16 protein-coding genes are annotated in these 17,785 nt (G+C 60.0%); 8 read left to right on the forward strand and 8 right to left on the reverse strand.

The annotated features are described in order from the left end of the window. The first annotated feature begins 5 nt into the window (after positions 1-5). Entirely contained in the window at positions 6-257 is a 252-nt protein-coding gene (gene secG / locus J2S67_RS03380) for a preprotein translocase subunit SecG (protein WP_141739900.1), read from the forward strand. Positions 258-399: 142 nt separating this feature from the next. On the opposite strand, the gene J2S67_RS03385 is transcribed toward secG, so the two are convergent. The 3 genes from J2S67_RS03385 to tkt all read right to left on the reverse strand — a co-directional run bounded on the left by J2S67_RS03385 (position 400) and on the right by tkt (position 5,385). Further along, positions 400-2,031, reverse strand: a complete 1,632-nt coding sequence (locus J2S67_RS03385; RefSeq protein WP_310246300.1) for a glucose-6-phosphate isomerase — start codon at positions 2,029-2,031, stop codon at positions 400-402. 8 nt (positions 2,032-2,039) lie between these two features. Beyond that, positions 2,040-3,155, reverse strand: coding sequence for a transaldolase (tal, locus tag J2S67_RS03390; protein ID WP_310246303.1), 1,116 nt, complete (start codon positions 3,153-3,155; stop codon positions 2,040-2,042). 127 nt (positions 3,156-3,282) lie between these two features. Beyond that, positions 3,283-5,385 (reverse strand): transketolase, encoded by a 2,103-nt coding sequence (gene tkt / locus J2S67_RS03395; protein WP_310246305.1) that lies wholly within the window; start codon positions 5,383-5,385, stop codon positions 3,283-3,285. A gap of 216 nt (positions 5,386-5,601) precedes the next feature. Here tkt and J2S67_RS03400 point away from each other — a divergent pair, with 216 nt between their 5' ends. Then, on the forward strand, positions 5,602-6,588 hold the full coding sequence (locus J2S67_RS03400) for a heme o synthase (protein ID WP_310246308.1): 987 nt from the start codon (positions 5,602-5,604) through the stop codon (positions 6,586-6,588). Between the two features lie 107 nt (positions 6,589-6,695). Here the strand turns inward: J2S67_RS03400 and J2S67_RS03405 are convergent, their stop codons facing one another. The 3 genes from J2S67_RS03405 to J2S67_RS03415 all read right to left on the reverse strand — a co-directional run bounded on the left by J2S67_RS03405 (position 6,696) and on the right by J2S67_RS03415 (position 9,489). Then, positions 6,696-7,658 carry a COX15/CtaA family protein gene (locus tag J2S67_RS03405; protein WP_310246311.1) on the reverse strand — a complete coding sequence of 321 codons (963 nt, stop codon included), beginning with the start codon at positions 7,656-7,658 and terminating at the stop codon, positions 6,696-6,698. Positions 7,659-7,745: 87 nt separating this feature from the next. Continuing rightward, positions 7,746-8,501: an ABC transporter permease gene (locus J2S67_RS03410; protein WP_239446911.1), complete on the reverse strand. Its 756-nt coding sequence runs from the start codon at positions 8,499-8,501 to the stop codon at positions 7,746-7,748. A 1-nt stretch (position 8,502) separates the two neighbouring features. After that, the gene (locus J2S67_RS03415; RefSeq protein WP_310246315.1) at positions 8,503-9,489 is read right to left on the reverse strand and encodes an ABC transporter ATP-binding protein; all 987 of its coding nucleotides are present in this window, start codon (positions 9,487-9,489) and stop codon (positions 8,503-8,505) included. A gap of 98 nt (positions 9,490-9,587) precedes the next feature. Between J2S67_RS03415 and J2S67_RS03420 the strand changes: the two genes are divergently transcribed. The 6 genes from J2S67_RS03420 to J2S67_RS03445 all read left to right on the forward strand — a co-directional run bounded on the left by J2S67_RS03420 (position 9,588) and on the right by J2S67_RS03445 (position 16,455). Beyond that, the gene (locus J2S67_RS03420) at positions 9,588-10,418 is read left to right on the forward strand and encodes a helix-turn-helix transcriptional regulator (protein WP_310246319.1); all 831 of its coding nucleotides are present in this window, start codon (positions 9,588-9,590) and stop codon (positions 10,416-10,418) included. A 350-nt stretch (positions 10,419-10,768) separates the two neighbouring features. Beyond that, positions 10,769-12,229 carry a Fe-S cluster assembly protein SufB gene (sufB, locus tag J2S67_RS03425; RefSeq protein ID WP_035755647.1) on the forward strand — a complete coding sequence of 487 codons (1,461 nt, stop codon included), beginning with the start codon at positions 10,769-10,771 and terminating at the stop codon, positions 12,227-12,229. Between the two features lies 1 nt (position 12,230). After that, complete coding sequence (gene sufD, locus J2S67_RS03430) at positions 12,231-13,526, forward strand: Fe-S cluster assembly protein SufD (protein WP_310246323.1); 1,296 nt, start codon at positions 12,231-12,233, stop codon at positions 13,524-13,526. A gap of 32 nt (positions 13,527-13,558) precedes the next feature. Then, a complete protein-coding gene (gene sufC / locus J2S67_RS03435; RefSeq protein ID WP_070508115.1) occupies positions 13,559-14,314 on the forward strand; it encodes a Fe-S cluster assembly ATPase SufC in 756 nt (251 codons plus the stop codon). Positions 14,315-14,320: 6 nt separating this feature from the next. Beyond that, positions 14,321-14,650 carry a metal-sulfur cluster assembly factor gene (locus tag J2S67_RS03440; protein WP_035755651.1) on the forward strand — a complete coding sequence of 110 codons (330 nt, stop codon included), beginning with the start codon at positions 14,321-14,323 and terminating at the stop codon, positions 14,648-14,650. Positions 14,651-14,853: 203 nt separating this feature from the next. Next, positions 14,854-16,455, forward strand: coding sequence for an ABC-F family ATP-binding cassette domain-containing protein (locus J2S67_RS03445; RefSeq protein ID WP_310246326.1), 1,602 nt, complete (start codon positions 14,854-14,856; stop codon positions 16,453-16,455). 58 nt (positions 16,456-16,513) lie between these two features. Here the strand turns inward: J2S67_RS03445 and J2S67_RS03450 are convergent, their stop codons facing one another. Both J2S67_RS03450 and J2S67_RS03455 read right to left on the reverse strand, forming a co-directional pair. Beyond that, positions 16,514-17,473: an SURF1 family cytochrome oxidase biogenesis protein gene (locus J2S67_RS03450; protein WP_310246329.1), complete on the reverse strand. Its 960-nt coding sequence runs from the start codon at positions 17,471-17,473 to the stop codon at positions 16,514-16,516. Continuing rightward, positions 17,474-17,785 carry a hypothetical protein gene (locus J2S67_RS03455; RefSeq protein WP_310246332.1) on the reverse strand — a complete coding sequence of 104 codons (312 nt, stop codon included), beginning with the start codon at positions 17,783-17,785 and terminating at the stop codon, positions 17,474-17,476.

Consider the following 17,785-nt stretch of genomic DNA (forward strand, 5'->3'; position numbering starts at 1 on the left):
GTTTGATCAACGCCTCGCAGGTCACCCTGCAGATCCTTGTACTTATTACCAGCATCCTGCTGATTATGACGGTGCTGTTCCATAAGGGCCGTGGCGGCGGCATCTCGGATCTGTTCGGCGGCGGTATGGCCTCATCGATGCAGTCTTCCGGTAGCGCTGAGCGAACGCTGAACAAGATCACCGTTACGATCTCGATCGTGTGGGCTGTGTGCATCGTTCTGCTTGCTCTCCTGATGCGGCTGAACGTCGAGGCCTAGACAGCCTGAGCAACATAGACGTTGGAGGCGGACCATTTCGGTCCGCCTCCAACGTGTTTAAGCCCGCCGCGGCAGGCTCACTTGGATATCGAGGTTGCTTGGGTACTGAGGCTCGCTTGGGCTTCTAGATGTGATTCAGTGTTCAGGAGCGCTTGAGTATCTCGGTGAGCTTGTCAACGATGTACGGTAATCCCACCGCTGGGTCGTCGGCTTTGATCATGAGGACGGGACGTCCGCGCCCGGCGAGCACGCGTGCGTCTCCGGTGGCTTGTGCTGCAAGCTGTTCACCGCCGGTATGGTCCAGGCCAGGGATGTCGATGTCGTTGACGGTTCCGGCGAGGATGTGTATGAAGATACCTTCCGCTGGACCGCCCTTGTGGGCTTGTCCGGTCGAGTGCAGGAAACGGGGCCCCCAACCGAATGCGGTTGGACGTTTGAAGATCTCTAAGAGGGCCGTCTGCAAGGTAGCGGCGATCTCACGGTGCTTGTTGCGGTCAGCGAACACGTTGACCGCAACATAGCTACGCGATGTGGAGGCGGCACCGAGTTCCTCGATAGCCGAGGAAAGGTCGGTGATGTTCGCGTTGTTCGCCCAATCGCCGTATGCGGCGATACAGACCGGACCGTCGGCGATGTTCGGGGGAGTCTGAGCGTTGCCGGGTTCGCCCGCTAGGAGGCTGCGAGCTGCCACCTTGGACGTCTCGACATCCGGCTGGTCGAATGGGTTGACGCCGATCAGACGGCACGCCACCGCGACCGCGTACTCCCACACCATGAATTGTGCAGCGATCGAACCCGTAACGGTGATGCCTGGGCCCGCGGGCGTGTGGGCGCCATCGTTGGTGCCTTGCAGGTAGACGTGCAGAACATCCTCTGCCTCATCTGGTAGCGCATCCTCGGCTGATGAGGCCAACTGTACGGTGGGCACAAGCCCCAAGCCCTGTTTGCCAGTGGATTCGGCTACGAGCTGTTCGATCCATGCGCTGAATCCTGGCAGGTGGGTGGTGTCATCATGGATCACAAGCTTATTTCGCTGTGGATGCTGGCCAGCCAAAGCGGCGCCCAAGATGAGTGCGGGGTTCTCGCGATGATCCCGGATGCATTCGGCTTGCGCCGCCATTGCCTCATCGAGTAGGCGCTCAACATCGACGCCGGCGAGACCGGTTGGCACGAGCCCGAAAGCAGCCAGAGCAGAGAAACGACCACCAACCGTTGGGTCTGCGGTGAACATCGTGAGCCTGTGCTGATGCGCTAGTTGCTCAAGCGGGGAGTCAGGGTCAGTAATGACCAGAACGTGCTCAGTGAGCCTCAAACCAGCCCGCTGGACGGCCTCGCTGAAAACCCGGAAAGCAACGTCCATCTCAAGGGTGCTTCCGGATTTAGAGGCCACGATCATCAGCGTCGAATCAAGGTGTGTCAGTGTTGCGGCGAGCATCCCAGGATCGGTTGAATCGATCACGCTGAGCTCGACACCTGCTGCGCGAGACACAACCTCTGAAGCCAGCGTGGAACCACCCGTGCCCGCCAGGATGATCCGTTTGATGCCGCGTTCTTTCAGCTCATCCCGCAACTCGATGATTGGGTCAATGAGCGGGCCAGACGCAGGAAAAGGGTTCGCCCAGCCAAGCCGATGCACAGCCTCGAGTGCGGCTTTCTTGCCCCACAGGGAAGAGTCCTTAGCCGCAAGGCGGGAAGCCACACGGTCCTTGACCAGCTGAGGCACTAAAGCGTTGACCGCCTCCTCGGTTTCGAGGTGGGCGGTTGTCGAAAGCATCGTCATCTCTAGCGTTCCGATGCAGCCTGAAGTTCAGCCTCGAGCCGCGTCAGCAGGTCCTTCCATGCTGCAACAAACTTCTGGACGCCTTCGGTCTCCAGCTTTGCGATGACCTCGTTGTAGTCGATTCCGAGTTCACTGAGCTCATCGAGGATCACGTCTTGCTCACGGTAGGTTCCGCTGACCGTGTCCTTACCGTCACCACCGTGATCAGCTACCGCGTTGAGTGTGGCTTCAGGCAACGTCGTGACAGTCTGTGCGGCAACGAGCTCATCCACGTAGAGCGTGTCCGCGTAGTCGGGGTTCTTGACCCCGGTCGAAGCCCACAGGGGACGCTGCGGATGTGCGCCTTGAGCCGCGAGCGTCTTCCACCGCTGGGTGAGCGATACTTCACGGAAAATCTCGTAGGCTAAACGCGCGTTGGCCAGCCCTGCTTTACCTCGCAACGCGAGGGCCTCAGGGGAACCGATCGCATCCAGGCGCGCATCGACCTCGGTATCCAGACGGGAAATGAAGAAAGACGCAACGGAATGGATGCTGGCAAGGTCCAGCCCGGTGTCCCGGGCCTTCTCAAGGCCACGCAAGAAAGCGGAGAGGACCTCGCGATAACGCTGCAGACCAAAAATCAAGGTCACATTGACGCTGATACCGCGGGCAAGGCACTCGGTGATGGCAGGCAGGCCCTCATCCGTGGCCGGGATTTTGATCATGACGTTGGGGCGGTCCAGGGACTCCCACAGCGCTACTGCCTGATCGATTGTTGCCTGCGTATCGAAAGCGTGGCGTGGATCCACCTCGATCGAGACACGACCATCCACGCCGTCCGTCGCATCATAGATGGGCCGCAACAAGTCAGCGGCCTGAGCGACGTCCTTCGAAGTGATCGCAACCACTGCATCGTCGACTGAGGCGTTCTGAGCGGCCTGCTCAGCGATGTCAGCGGCATAGCTTTCCGAATCAGCGAGCGCGGAGGCGAAAATCGCAGGATTAGTGGTCACACCGGTGACGTTCACCTCACGCACCATAGACTCCAGAGAGCCGCTCGTGATGCGGTGACGAGACAAATCATCAAGCCAGATGGAAACACCGGCATCGGAAAGGGCCTGCGTATGAACGTTAGACATGAACGGGGACAACTCCTGAATCAAGAACAGTTCAAGTGTAAAAACAGCGGTGAGCGCCCGAGAAACACGCGTGCCTATCGGGAGTGCTTGCGGCTCGCGGGGCGGGCGCTCACGCGTTATTCCATCGTTAGCGGGCAGCCAGAGCTTCTGCAGCCTCGACAACAGCCTCAGCGGTGATACCGAACTTACGGTACAGCGTGTCACCGTCCGCGGAGGCACCGAAGTGATCCAAGCCAACGATGCGGCCGTTGCTACCAACCCATTCGTACCAGCTCATCGGGTGCGCCGCCTCCACAGCTACGCGTGCAGTGACCTCAGGTGGCAGGACCTTTTCGCGGTACTCGGCATCCTGGGTGCGGAGCCATTCGATGCACGGCATCGAAACCACGCGGGCGGCGATGCCGCGTTCGGCCAGTGTCTTCTGAGCCTCCACAGCGAGGCCAACCTCGGAGCCTGTTCCGATCAGGATGACATCCGGGGTGACGTCCTCGCCGTCGCGGGTCGCTTCACGCAGGATGTATGCGCCGCGTTCAGCGTTCTCAGCTGCGGCGAAACCGTCTTCTTCACGCGGCAGGGTCTCTACACCTTGACGGGTCAAGACGATCGCGGTCGGGTGATCGGTGGTCTCAAGCATCTTCTTCCACGCGACCGCGACCTCGTTGGCGTCCGCTGGGCGGATCACATCAAGGTTCGGGATCGCGCGCAAGGAAGCGAGCTGCTCGACCGGCTGGTGGGTCGGGCCGTCCTCGCCCAAACCGATCGAATCGTGCGTCCACACGTAGATCGAGGGGATGCCCATCAGCGCGGACAAACGCACTGCAGGGCGCATGTAATCGGAGAAGATCAGGAACGTGCCTGAGTAGGCCCTGGTCGGGGAGGAGGTCACGATGCCGTTGACGATCGCGCCTGCCGCATGCTCGCGGATACCGAAGTGCAGGTTGCGCCCGCCTGGGCACGCCTCATAAGTGTCGGTAGCCCACGTGGAAGGGTTGAAAGACTTGGCGCCGTTGATGAACGTGTTGTTCGAACCTGCAAGGTCCGCTGAGCCGCCCCACAGCTCGGGAAGCACAGGGGCCAGTGCGTTGATGACCTTGCCGGAGGCGGCGCGGGTAGCGATCGTCTCACCGGCTTCAAAGTGAGGCAGGGCTTCAGTCCAGCCCTCAGGCAGCTCGCCTTTTTCTAAGCGGTCATACAGCGCTACAGTGTCATCCTCGGAGCGGGCGCGCCATGCCTCCATCGCGGCGTCCCATTTCTTACGCAACTGTTCACCGCGTTCTTGTGCCTTACGCGTGTAGGTAAGCACCGCATCGTCAACAACAAAGCTGCGCTCAGGGTCAAAACCTACCGCCTTCTTCAAACCAGCGACCTCGTCTCCTCCGAGCTTGGCGCCGTGGATACCGCCGGTGTTCTGCTTGGTAGGGGAAGGCCAACCGATTACGGTGCGCAAAGCGATCAACGAAGGCCGGTCGGTTTCTGCCTTAGCGGCCTCGATCGCCTCGTTCAGTGCCTTCATGTCCTCGACGTAGTCGCCAGTGCGCAACCAGTCGACGCGCTGGGTATGCCAGCCGTAAGCGCGGTAGCGGGCCTCGACGTCCTCAGTGAAAGCGACGTTCGTGTCGTCCTCGATAGAGATCTCGTTGTCATCCCAAATCACCACGAGCTGACCCAGTTGCTGGTGACCAGCCAGGGAAGACGCCTCGGATGTAACGCCTTCCTGCAGATCGCCATCGGATGCGATCACATAGATCCGGTGGTCAAACGGCGACTCACCAGCAGGGGCATCTTTATCGAATAGACGACGCATGCGGCGCTGAGCGTAAGCGAAACCAACAGCCGAAGCCAAGCCCTGGCCCAGTGGGCCCGTGGTGAATTCAACGCCTGCAGTGTGGCCGTACTCTGGGTGGCCCGGGGTCAAAGCATCCCAAGTGCGAAGAGCCTTCATGTCATCAAGGCTCAGACCGTAGCCGGTCATGAACAGCTGAGTATAGAGGGTCAGCGAAGTATGGCCAGGGGAGAGGATGAAACGGTCGCGGCCCGCCCACTGAGGGTCCTGAGGGTTGTGGCGAATATGCTTCTGGAAAAGCAGGTGGGCTACGGGTGCGAGCGAGATGGCGGTGCCTGGGTGACCATTGCCCACCTTCTCAACCGCATCAGCGGCCAAAACTCGTGCGGTATCTACCGCGGCGGCATCTTCTTGTGTCCAGGTGAAGGTCTGGCTCGCCGAAGGCATTAATGGTCCTTTCGAACTACTCGCTAACAGAACGGTCACTTAACGCTGATGATCGGTGACGTATCGAGGCTGTATCTAAGCCTACCCGCAGATGTCAGGGAATCGAGCGCATAGGGCGGTAGAATAGGTGGAAGAATGCAGGAATCCTCTCTTCCTGTGCCCCGCATCACTGCGCCCCGCGGTTTGGCGCGACCCAACGTCATGAGGTAACAGTCAATGTCCACCTTGAGCCATCAGGAAACGTCTACTCCCGCCGTGCCGCGCCATCAGCGCCAGCCCGGCGAGACACATGGCGTCTTCCTCTCGCGCAAGGCTAAAGCGTACTTGGCTCTGACCAAGCCGCGCGTGATCGAGCTGTTGCTTGTGACCACGTTGCCGACCATGATCTTCGCTCAACGCGGCTGGCCGGACCTGGTTGCGATGCTGGCAACCAACATCGGTGGGGCGATGGCTGCCGGTAGCGCTGGCGTGTTCAACTGCTATTTTGACCGGGACATGGACAAGGTCATGAACCGGACCAAGAACAGGCCGCTGGTGACCGGGGAAATCACGCCGAACGCCGCGCTCGTGTTCGGGTGGATCCTAGGTGTCGCCTCGATCGCGGTGTTGTGGGCTGGAACCAACCTTCTGACTGCCGCGTTGGGTCTTGCTGCGATCCTCTTCTATGTGGTCCTCTATACGCTGATTCTTAAGCGCAAGACCATACAAAACATCGTGTGGGGCGGCATCGCAGGTTGCATGCCTGTTCTGATTGCCTGGGCTGCTGTGAAGAACACGATCGAGTGGCCAGCCATCGTCTTGTTCCTCATCATCTTCTTGTGGACCCCGCCGCACTACTGGCCGCTGTCCATGAAGTATTCGGAGGACTACGAACGCGCCGACGTTCCGATGCTGGGTGCTGTTGCCCAGGGCCGCACGGTGTCCGCTCAGGTTGTTGTGTACGCGTGGGCTACGGTCGCGTGCTCGCTGTTGCTGATCCCGATGGGGGACGCCGGCATCGTGTACACAGTGGTTGCGCTGGCCTCGGGTGGATGGTTCATTTGGGAATCCCATATTCTGCACCGTGAAGCGGCGCAGGATCACAGCGCGAAGAGCCTCAACCGGAAGGCGATGCGCGTGTTCCACCTCTCGATCATGTACCTCACGCTTCTGTTCATTGGCCTGGCGATCGACCCGTTCGTTGGTTCGCCGCTTCTGGGCTAAAACGTATTTACTTACCGACAGAGCCGCGCTTCACTCGCTGAGTGAAGCGCGGCTCTCTCGTTTGGTTGGGTTTCGCGTGGCTGGTGTTGCCGTGCGTCTGGTGCTGGCTAGTTGACGGTACGGTCCCACACGTTGGTCACCGCGGAGAGCAGTAGTGCCGAGCCGAGCATATGTGCCAGAACCAGGCCGATCGGAAGGCCTGAGAAGTGCTGCCAATAGCCGATGCCTGCCTGGATGAGGATCACGCCGATCGCCATGAGGTAGGCGTTCTTGAGGCTCGCGATGTTGCGGCGCATCACAATGACAAGGCCAACGATGATCAGCAACGTCATCGCGTAGACGGGGATGGTGTGCATCCGAGTCACGATGAGGGCGTTGAACGTGTGTCGTGGCGCGCTTTCGTCACCTGCGTGCGGGCCGGTGCCGGTCACGGTAGTTCCCATCACGATGATCCAAGCGGCCAGAGCCCATGCAGTCGCTGCGATCACACGCAGCGGGCCAAACACTGGCTGCGGAGTGAACGGCACGTTTTCCTTGAGGGCTACAGAGCTTTCGACGCCTGGGTTGCGGTAGGCGCGGCCGGTGCGGTTGACGAGCAGAACCGCGAGAGCCACGCACGCGGCGGATGCAAGGAAGTGCAGTGAGACGACCCAGGGGTTGAGCTTGGTGAGAACCGTCATGCCGCCGATCACAGCCTGTGCCGGGATGATGCCTAGAAGCGCCCAGGACAGCACGAAGATGTTCTTGTGAGCCTTGCGGGAACGCCACGCGGCAACGATCATCGCGACTGCGATCGCCGCAAGCACGAAGGTCAGGGTGCGGTTACCGAATTCGATGAGACCGTGGATACCCATTTCCGGGGTAGGGGTCATGGTTTCAGGCGTGCACTTGGGCCACTCTGAACAACCGAGGCCGGATTTGGTCAACCGGACGGCACCACCGGTCACGATGATCCCGATCTGTGAGATCAGGGAAGCGATTGCTAGACCGTGAGCGGTTTTCGTCACCGGCTGGTAGCCGCTGGCTTGTGAGCCAGTCGGCTGGGTTGGCGACGAGGTGGTCGCTGTCATGACGGTTCCTTTCTGGGGCTCGGTGTGAGGTTCGGTTGTGGGCTCGAATGGGGCAGGCTCATCATCGAGAAGCGCAATGCCGCACCGTCAATTCTCCCACCTAAAGTTGCGTATTGCGGCCGCGACGAGGATCAGGGCCCACCCGGCGAGCACGATCGTGGCTTGGATGTTGATGTGGCCGTGTGCAAGCGCGTCGCGCATTCCTTCGCCGAGCGCTGCGGAAGGCAAGAGCTGTACGAAACCTGCGAGCGCATCGTGCAGGCGGGTCAGGGGCATGAGCACGCCGCCGATCGCAGCGATCAGAACGAGGCCGATGTTGGTGATGGCGAGCGTTGCTTGTGCTCGCACGGTTCCAGCGATCAGTAGGCCCAGAGCAGTGAATGTGATGACGCCAAGAACCCCGATGAGAACGGCCCATCCGAACGTGGGTTTTGGTTGCCATCCGAGGAACACCGCGACGGTGCTGAGCACGGCCACGTGGAGTAACGCGACTATGGCGACGGCCGTGATCTTGCCGAGGATGAGCCCTGACTTGCCGAGGGGAGTTGTGGCCAGCGCACGCAACACGCCGTACTGTCGGTCGAAGCCGGTTTGGATCGCTTGGCCAGTGAAGCCCACGCTCACGAGTGCGAGTGCGAGCACGCCCGGGGTTGCAGCGTTGATGCGGGTGTCCGCGATGCCGTCGAGTACCGATGTGGTGGTCAGAGCCCCGAGTGCGAGTAGCGGCAGGATGAGGGAGACCAGGAGTTGTTCCGCATTGGTCACGATGATCCGGGTTTCGTAGCCGGCATGGCGCAGGATCCGGGTGAGCGCGGGAGCCGGAAGGCTTGCAGTCGTAGTCATGTCAGGCCTCGCCTTCGGTGGATTGCGATGCGACCTCAAGGAAAACGTCCTCGAGGCTACGGCGTCCCAGGTGCATACTGGTGGGCATGAGGTCTGCCTTCTCGAGCGCAGATGCTAGTTCGCGCAGCTGCTGGGGAGCCGTCACATCCTCGATAGTCCATGCGCCTGGTCTTGTGTTGGTTGCGGTGAGGTGCACGCCGGTTTGGTCAAGGATGCGTGCGAGGTCAACGGCCTCGGGGAGAGTGAGACTGAGGCTTGCCGTTGAGTCGGCGTCTAAGAGGTCAGACACACTCGACTGCTTCACGACGCGTCCGCGGTCCATGATGAGGATGTAATCGGAGAGCCGTTCGGCCTCTTCGAGCAGGTGGGTTGTGAGAACAACCGCCGCGCCATCGCTTGTGAGTTCTTTGATGATGTCGAAGACAAGCAGTCGTGACTGTGGGTCAAGCCCAGCACTTGGCTCATCGAGGAAGAGAACTTCGGGCCGCCCCAGCATCGCCATCGCGAGGGAAACCCGCTGTTTCTCGCCACCTGAGAGGCGCCGGATGGAGCGGCGCGCGAGGTGCGCGATGTTGAGCTGCTCCATGAGCTCAGGCAGCGGGCGGGGATTCTGGAACAGGCCCGCAACGTGTTTGAGCAGACGTAGTGGGGTCTGTGCTGGTGGTAGTCCACCGTCTTGCAACATGACGCCTACACGGGAGCGCAATGTGGCAGACGCACCCCAAGGGGTCTGGCCCAGCAAAGAAATTTTTCCGGCGTCAGGCTTTTGCAAGCCCTGGCAGCACGCGAGGGTTGTGGATTTACCTGCACCGTTCGTTCCGAGCAGGGTCGTCACCTGCCCACGGGCCGCGGTGAAGGACACGCCTTGAACTGCCTTGATAGGGCGGGTTTTCGAACCGAAAGTTTTCGCAAGCCCCGAAACCTCGAGGGCAACATCCGCAGCCTGCGTTTCGGGCACGGAAACCTGGGGTAAATGATGTTGGGCCACGGTGCCATCGTATCGAGCCACGCGCGCGATCCCGGATCGAGTAGTTACGATGGTGGACAGTTGCGTTAACCCTCAACGAGGAAAGGTGGCAAACGTTCATGTCTGCCCAGACCAGCAACTCTGCTCAGTCCAGCAACGATGCTGTTGATCGCGATACGCGGGATGGGGCTGCTGAACGGGAGCCGCACCTTGCCCCGGAAGAATCCACGCGCGACCGCGTGTTGCATAGCGTCATGATGAACGGCCCCATCACCGCGGCCAAACTCGGCAAAGAACTAGGCCACACCGCAGCCGCGATCCGCCGCCACCTCGACAAACTCGAAGAAGAAGGCCTCATCGAAGTCAAAGAGATGGGGCACAGACCATCCCGAGCCGGACGCCCCGCACGCCACTACGTGGTCAACCCGCAAGGCCAATCCCAGTGGGGCTCCCGAAACGCTGACGTAGCGATCAAAGCCATCTCCCGTCTATACGCACTAGGTGGGGAACGCGCAGTAGAAGAGTTCGCACGCGAACTCGCACTCGAACAAGAAGCCCGCTACACCGCGATGCTTGAAGGCACCGAAAAAGGGCCCGAGCGCATCGAGGCACTAGCCCGCGCGCTCGCCGCCGACGGCTACATGGGATTCACGCGGGACGTCTCGATCCCTGCCGGCAGGACCCCGATGCGGGCTAAACAGATCTGCCAGGCTCACTGCCCGGTGGTGGATATCGCCGCGGCGGTGCCCGCGATTTGTGATGCGGAAACGGAAATGTTCCAGCGGGTCTTAGGTGTGGATGTGCGGCGGTTGTCGACGATGGCGGCCGGCGGGCACGTCTGCACCACCCACGTGCCTGTTGAGCGCGGCTCTGCCGGTAGGGGTACGCCCGTTCCGCGGGAGAAAGTCACCCGCGTGGCTGGGCCGCGGCGCCCATCGGGTGATAAGTAGGCCTTGGACAGCGCATGACGGATCGTGACCACAGCGAATCGCGAGCATAGTGGTCGCCAGCACAGCGGATCGCGGTAGGTATATCCCATGAATGAACTGAGGTGTGGCTTAGTTGACGCAGATGCCGAATAACGCAACAGTTAAGTTCGGTAATTCAGTTTTTTGGGCTGCGGGGCGGAATAAATCCCACACCGCCACCGTTGTACCGCAATGGCAACTCGCGCGCTCAACGTTGACAGCGTATCTGGGCGCAGACGCCGAACACCGATATCGGCGTCAGAGGAAAACATCTCATTGGAACAAACATCAGTGACCCGACGCTGGCGAGTGCCAGCAGAGAAGAGGACGCGATGACGGATCAACAGGCGCCTAGCGCAAAGGATCCAGGTGTAATCGCCGAAATCCTCGAGGCGAACCCGGAACTCGAGGGTATTGGTAACTACGAATACGGTTGGGTTGACTCCGACGCCGCCGGACAGGACGCAGAGCGTGGCCTCGACGAAGACCGCGTGCGCTCCATCTCGGCTAAGAAGGACGAACCCGAATGGATGCTCAACAGGCGTCTGCGCGCACTGAAGTACTTTGAACGCAAGCCAATGCCAACCTGGGGCCCAGACCTCTCCGGCATCGACTTCGACAACATCAAGTACTTCGTCCGTGCTTCCGAAGGCCAGGCCCAAACCTGGGAAGACCTTCCAGAAGATATCCGCAACACGTACGAAAAGCTTGGCATCCCAGAGGCAGAACGCAACCGCCTCGTAGCTGGTGTTGCCGCCCAGTACGAATCCGAGGTTGTCTACCACCAGATCCGCGAGGACCTTGAAGAACAAGGTGTCATCTTCCTTGACACTGACACCGCTTTGAAAGAGCACCCGGAGTTCTTCGAAGAGTACTTCGGCACCGTGATCCCAGCTGGCGATAACAAGTTCGCGGCACTCAACACCGCAGTGTGGTCCGGCGGTTCCTTCGTCTACGTCCCGAAGGGTGTACACGTCGAGATCCCGCTGCAGGCCTACTTCCGCATCAACACGGAGAACATGGGCCAGTTTGAACGCACCCTCATCATCGCTGACGAGGATTCCTACGTTCACTACATTGAAGGCTGCACGGCCCCGATCTATAAGTCGGACTCCCTGCACTCCGCTGTGGTTGAGATCATCGCGAAGAAGGGTGCCCGCGTTCGCTACACGACCGTCCAGAACTGGTCGAACAACGTGTACAACCTCGTCACCAAGCGCGCAGTATGCGAAGAAGGCGCGGTCATGGAATGGGTCGATGGCAACATCGGTTCCAAAGTCACCATGAAGTACCCGGCTGTCTACCTCACTGGTGAACACGCCCGCGGCGAGACCCTTTCGATCGCGTTCGCTGGTGCCGGCCAGCACCAGGACACCGGCTCGAAGATGGTGCACATCGCACCAAACACCTCGTCCTCGATCGTCGCGAAGTCGATCGCCCGTAACGGCGGCCGCTCCGGTTACCGCGGCCTCGTGCAGGTGCGTGAAGGTGCCCACGGTGTCAAGAACAACACCGAATGTGATGCGCTCTTGGTCGATACGATCTCGCGTTCGGACACCTACCCGTACATCGACATCCGTGAGGACGACGTACAGATGGGCCACGAAGCCACAGTTTCGAAGGTTTCCGAAGACCAACTGTTCTACCTCATGGCCCGCGGTATTCCTGAAGACGAAGCGATGGCGCTCATCGTTCGCGGCTTCGTCGAGCCGATCTCCCGCGAGCTCCCGATGGAGTACGCGCTTGAACTCAACCGTCTAATTGAACTTCAGATGGAAGGATCTGTTGGCTGATATGTCTGAGACGACTTCCACACAGCGTCCACAGGGCGCACCACTGATCGCGGGCTTCACGGAGGAAGGCGAAGACCTATCCCCGATGAACGCTGATCAGGCTCACGGCGGTAGCCCCATCGCAGGGGCTGCCGTGAAGAGCCACTCCCACGGCGGGGCAGCCGAGGGCTGGGGTGGCGCTAACGATTCTTCGCGTGCCGGCCGCGCCACGAGCTTCAACGTTGAAGACTTCCCGCAGCTCACCGGCCGTGAAGAGGATTTCCGCTTCACCCCACTGCGCCGCCTGAAAGGCCTCCACAAGGATGATCTGACAGGTACTGCACCGAGCCTGAACCAAGAGGTCCTCACCGGTACCGGCGAGGTCCGCATCGAACAGGTCGCCCAGGATCACGCGGCCGTTTCCTTCATGGAGCCAGAAGACCGGCTCTCGGCGAACGCCTACGCAGCCGCCAAACACGTGGATCTCGTGACAGTTCCCGCTGAAACCGACGGGCTCGTCACCAAGCTCACGCTACGTGGTGAGCATCAGGACCCGGCAGGCCAGCACATCACGGTTGTAGCCGAGCCCGGCTCCAAGGCAACCGTCGTGTTCGACCACGTAGGTTCGGCGGTTCTGACCCAGCACATCGAATACGACGTCAAGGACGGCGCTGAGCTGACCATCGTTTCGCTACAGAACTGGGAAGACGACGCCGTGCATGCTGCGAACATGCAGGCACGCCTCGGCGCTGAGGCCAAACTCAAGCACGTGGTGGTGACCTTCGGTGGCGACCTCGTCCGCCTGACGCCATCGGTACGTTTCGCGGGTGAACGAGGCGAAGCCTACGTCTACGGGTTGTACTTCACCGACGCGGGCCAGCACCAAGAACACCGCCTGTTCATCAACCATGCATCCGCGAACTGCACGTCCGATGCCCTCTATAAGGGTGCGTTGCAGGGCGACGGTGCGCACTCGGTGTGGGTTGGCGACGTCCTCATCCCGGTTGCCGGTGAAGGCACCACAACCTACGAAGCCAACCGTAACCTCGTGCTGTCGGAAGGCGCACGCGCCGACTCGGTGCCGAACCTCGAAATCGAGACCGGCGTCATCGAAGGTGCAGGCCACGCGGCTACCACGGGTCGCTTCGATGACGAGCACCTGTTCTACCTCATGGCCCGCGGTATCGACGAGAAAACGGCGCGCCGCTTGGTGGTCCGTGGCTTCCTGAACGAAATCATCCAGAAGATCGATGTTCCTGAGATTGAGGATTCCCTCAACGCGACCATCGAGGCCGAGCTGGCCGTCAACGATAACTGACCTTCACTTCTCACAAGGAGAATCGACTTTTCATGAACACTCTTGAAATCAAAGACCTGAAGGTCGGCATCGAGACCGATCAGGGATTCAAGGAAATCCTCAAAGGCGTCAACCTGACCATCAAGCCAGGTGAGACCCACGCGATCATGGGTCCTAACGGCTCCGGTAAGTCCACGCTCGCTGCAACCATCGCAGGCCACCCGTCTTACATCGTGACCGGCGGCTCCATCACCCTCGACGGTGAGGACGTCTTGGAGATGGAAGTTGACGAGCGCGCTAAAGCCGGATTGTTCCTCGCGATGCAGTACCCAGTCGAGGTGCCGGGCGTTACCATGACGAACTTCCTGCGTACCGCCAAGACTGCACTCGATGGCGAGGCACCGAAGCTGCGCACGTGGGCTAAGGACGTCAAGGGTGCTTTCGAAGCGCTCAAGATGGATCCAGAGTTCGCTAACCGCAACATCAACGAAGGCTTCTCCGGTGGCGAGAAGAAGCGAGCTGAAATCATCCAGATGGAACTGTTCAAGCCAAAGTATGCGGTACTTGATGAGACCGACTCCGGCTTGGACGTCGATGCGTTGCGCATCGTTTCCGAAGGTGTGAACCGTGTCCAGGAAAGCAACAACATGGGTGTCATGCTGATCACGCACTACACCCGCATCCTGAACTACATCAAGCCTGACTTTGTGCACGTGTTCGTTGACGGCCACATGGTTGATCAGGGCGGCCCAGAGCTCGCTACCAAGCTTGAAGAAGAGGGGTACGACAAGTACCTCGCTAAGGCGTGATCCCTCATGGCTGAGAACGCAAAAGATCTGGCACCCATCGAGGATGTCACCGAGGCGTTGCATGAGGTGATTGACCCGGAGCTTGGCGTCAATGTGGTTGACCTCGGGTTGCTCTACGGCATGGCATATGACGACGAGGGTGCGCTCGTGATCGACATGACGCTCACCACGGCGGCGTGCCCGCTCTCCGATGTGATTGAAGATCAGATCGACTCGGCTATTGGCACCATGGTTGATGAATACCGCGTCAACTGGGTGTGGATGCCGCCGTGGGGTCCTGAACGGATCACCGAAGACGGCCGCGACCAGATGCGCGCGCTCGGATTCAACATCTAAGCAGAGCGTTATCTAGAAGCTCACGCTTGGGCTAGAACTGTGCGGGGTTGAGTATCTATACGGTGCTCAACCCCGCACAGCTTTAACTATTAGCGACCAGGAAGTCACGCGTGAAGGTGCCCGCGCGGTGAAAGGCACAGCGTTTTCGCGCCAACCCCTGGGTAGACTAGGAAAGTTCGTTTTCAGCCGTATTGGGGGTTGTCTTGATTTCCGTGGACAATGTGGAGCTGCGCGTGGGTGCGCGCTTGCTCATGGACGAGGTCTCGTTCAGGGTTGACCGCGGAGACAAGATCGGCTTGGTGGGGCGTAACGGCGCGGGAAAAACAACGTTAACGAAGGTGTTGGCTGGCCAGGGGCTCCCGGCCGACGGCAGCATCGAGCGCCGCGGAGAGATCGGCTATCTTCCGCAGGACACCCATCTTCCGGATATGCAACAGCTGGCTCGCGACCGCATCTTATCGGCCCGTGGCCTCGATAACGTCATAACCAAGTTGCGTGAATCGCAAGCACAGATGGCCAGTGATGACCCGGCTATTGCGCAGAAGGCGATGCGCCGCTATGACCGCTTGGAGGCCCAGTTTTTAGCCGCGGGAGGTTATGCGGCTGAATCGGAAGCGGCAACCATCTGCAATAACCTCGACTTACCTGAGCGGGTCTTGGCGCAACCGATCGGTACGCTCTCGGGTGGTCAACGCCGCCGTGTTGAGCTTGCTCGCATCCTGTATTCGCAAGCCGACACGCTGCTATTGGATGAGCCGACCAACCACTTGGATGCAGACTCGATCATCTGGCTGCGAGAGTTCCTGCAGGCCTATGAGGGCGGGTTCGTGATCATTTCCCACGATACGGACTTGCTGGAGGCGGTTGTGAACAAGGTGTTCCACCTGGACGCCAACCGTGCCACGATCGACCAATATAACCTCGGGTGGAAGAAGTACCTGGAGCAACGGGAAACCGATGAGCGGGCCCGCCGCCGTGAAGCCGCCAACGTCCAAAAGAAGGCATCAGCGTTGTTGGCTCAGGCAGATAAGATGCGTGCTAAGGCTACCAAGGCTGTGGCGGCGCAGTCCATGATCAAACGCGCGGAACGCATGTTGCGGGGCATCGAGCCTGAACGGCAAGCGGATAAGGTTGCGGCGCTTCGCTTCCCGGACCCGGCCCCGTGCGGGAAAGTGCCTATCTCTGCGGAAGGTTTGAGCCGCGCCTACGGTTCACTCGAGATCTTCACTGGCCTGGATCTTGCGGTCGACCGTGGTTCCCGTGTGGTCGTGTTGGGTCTCAACGGTGCCGGTAAAACCACGCTGTTGCGCCTGCTTGCCGGGGTTGATGAACCGAACTCTGGGCAGGTCGTTTACGGGCATGGATGCAAGATCGGTTATTTCGCTCAGGAACACGACACGATCGATGGTGAGAAAACCGTACTGGAGAATATGCGCCGCACCGCTCCAAGCCATTTAGGGGATGCCCAAGTGCGTTCGATCTTGGGTTCGTTCTTGTTCTCTGGTGATGACGTGGACAAACCCGCACGTGTGCTCTCAGGTGGCGAGAAAACCCGCCTAGCTTTGGCGATGATCGTGGCTTCTCATGCGAACGTATTGCTCCTGGACGAGCCCACTAACAACCTTGACCCGGCCTCTCGTGAACAGATCCTCGGTGCGCTGGCCACCTATGAGGGCGCGGTGATCTTGGTGTCCCACGATGAGGGAGCGGTAGCCGCGCTCAACCCCGAACGGGTCCTGCTCTTGCCAGATGGCACCGAGGACTTGTTCAACGACGAATACCTCGAGCTCGTTTCCTTAGCATAGAGAAGAAGCAACTGGATGCGTTTGCTCTTGAACGGACGCCTAGCTCTTGAACGGAGGGCTAGGTCTTATCCGACATCCACGTGTGGTCTTCTCGTTGCGGTTCGGCTAGGGGAGTTTCATCCTCATAACCTTGCGCGTCGAGGTAGGCGTCTTCGATGTCTTCATCGTGTGCCGAACCGTCACGGCGCGGGCGGCGCTGTTTCTTCTGAGCCACCCGCCGGGCCTGGAACATCGGCTCAGACGTGCCCTCGCCATCGGCCCCTGTAGCACCGGCGGCCTGGGCTTGCTTGCGTTCAGCGTTGATTTTGGCCTGTTGTCGTGCCGCATATCCGAAACCGATGAAGAACAAGAGGCCGAAAGCCATCCACTGTAAGGCATAGGACCAATGCATGCCTTCGTCTTCGGACGGCTCTTGCAGTAGCGCTGGAGTTTCAACGCTCGGCTCTTCCGAAGCAAGCCAACCGTAGGCGCCCGGGGCGATATCCAGTCCCGTCACCTGGGCGGCCCCAACCAGATCAACTGAGGCGATCTGCCTGGCAGGGGCATCCCTGCCAATATTAGGTTCACCACGCACCAAACGAACCACGATGCTCGCCTCGCCTCGGGGAGGTGCAGGCACGTTGTCGGGGTGCTGGTCAGGGCCGTCGCCGTTGGGCATCCAACCGCGGTCAACAGCGAGGATCACGCCGTCATTGGTCTCGAATGGAACCAGCTGCTCCATACCGACCCGACCGTTGCCAGAGCGCATACGCACCATGAGCTGTTGATCGCTCAGGTAGCGGCCCTCGAGCCTAACCGGAGTGTATTGCTTGTCTTCTGGCAGGGACTCAAGCCACGGGCTATCAGGGGCTAGCTCGATCGGGGTAGCGTTCCAGTTCTGTTCGATGAGCCGGTTCGTTTGCGCGACATCGGCCCGGCGGTCCCACTGCCACCAGCTCAACCCAGCGCAAATCGCTGCGAAGAACAGGACCATCAGAAGCCAGCCGATCCAGCGAGTGGAAGCTAAAAACTTATACACCTAGGGCTCCTCCCTCTGAGTCGCTGAGTCTTCATTCGAGGCGTGCGCCTGCGCTGTGTGCAATGTCGCTACAGGGACAACGTTTTTGAGGAATAGGCGAGCGTTGAGGAATTCGCTGAGATACTCGCGGTGCTCATTGCACGCAAGCCATTGTTTACGGCGGTCAGGGGAGTGGACCTTCGGGTTGTTCCACTCCAGAACATAGCTCGCTTCCGCCTTACAGCCTTTGCGGGAGCAGGTGAGTGTTGAGTCTTCCTGCGCCGTTGCATCATCGTCTTTGTGCTGACCTGATAGAAAACCGAGCACATCCAT

It is taken from the genome of Pseudoglutamicibacter albus (assembly GCF_031458175.1).
Taxonomy (GTDB): domain Bacteria; phylum Actinomycetota; class Actinomycetes; order Actinomycetales; family Micrococcaceae; genus Pseudoglutamicibacter; species Pseudoglutamicibacter albus.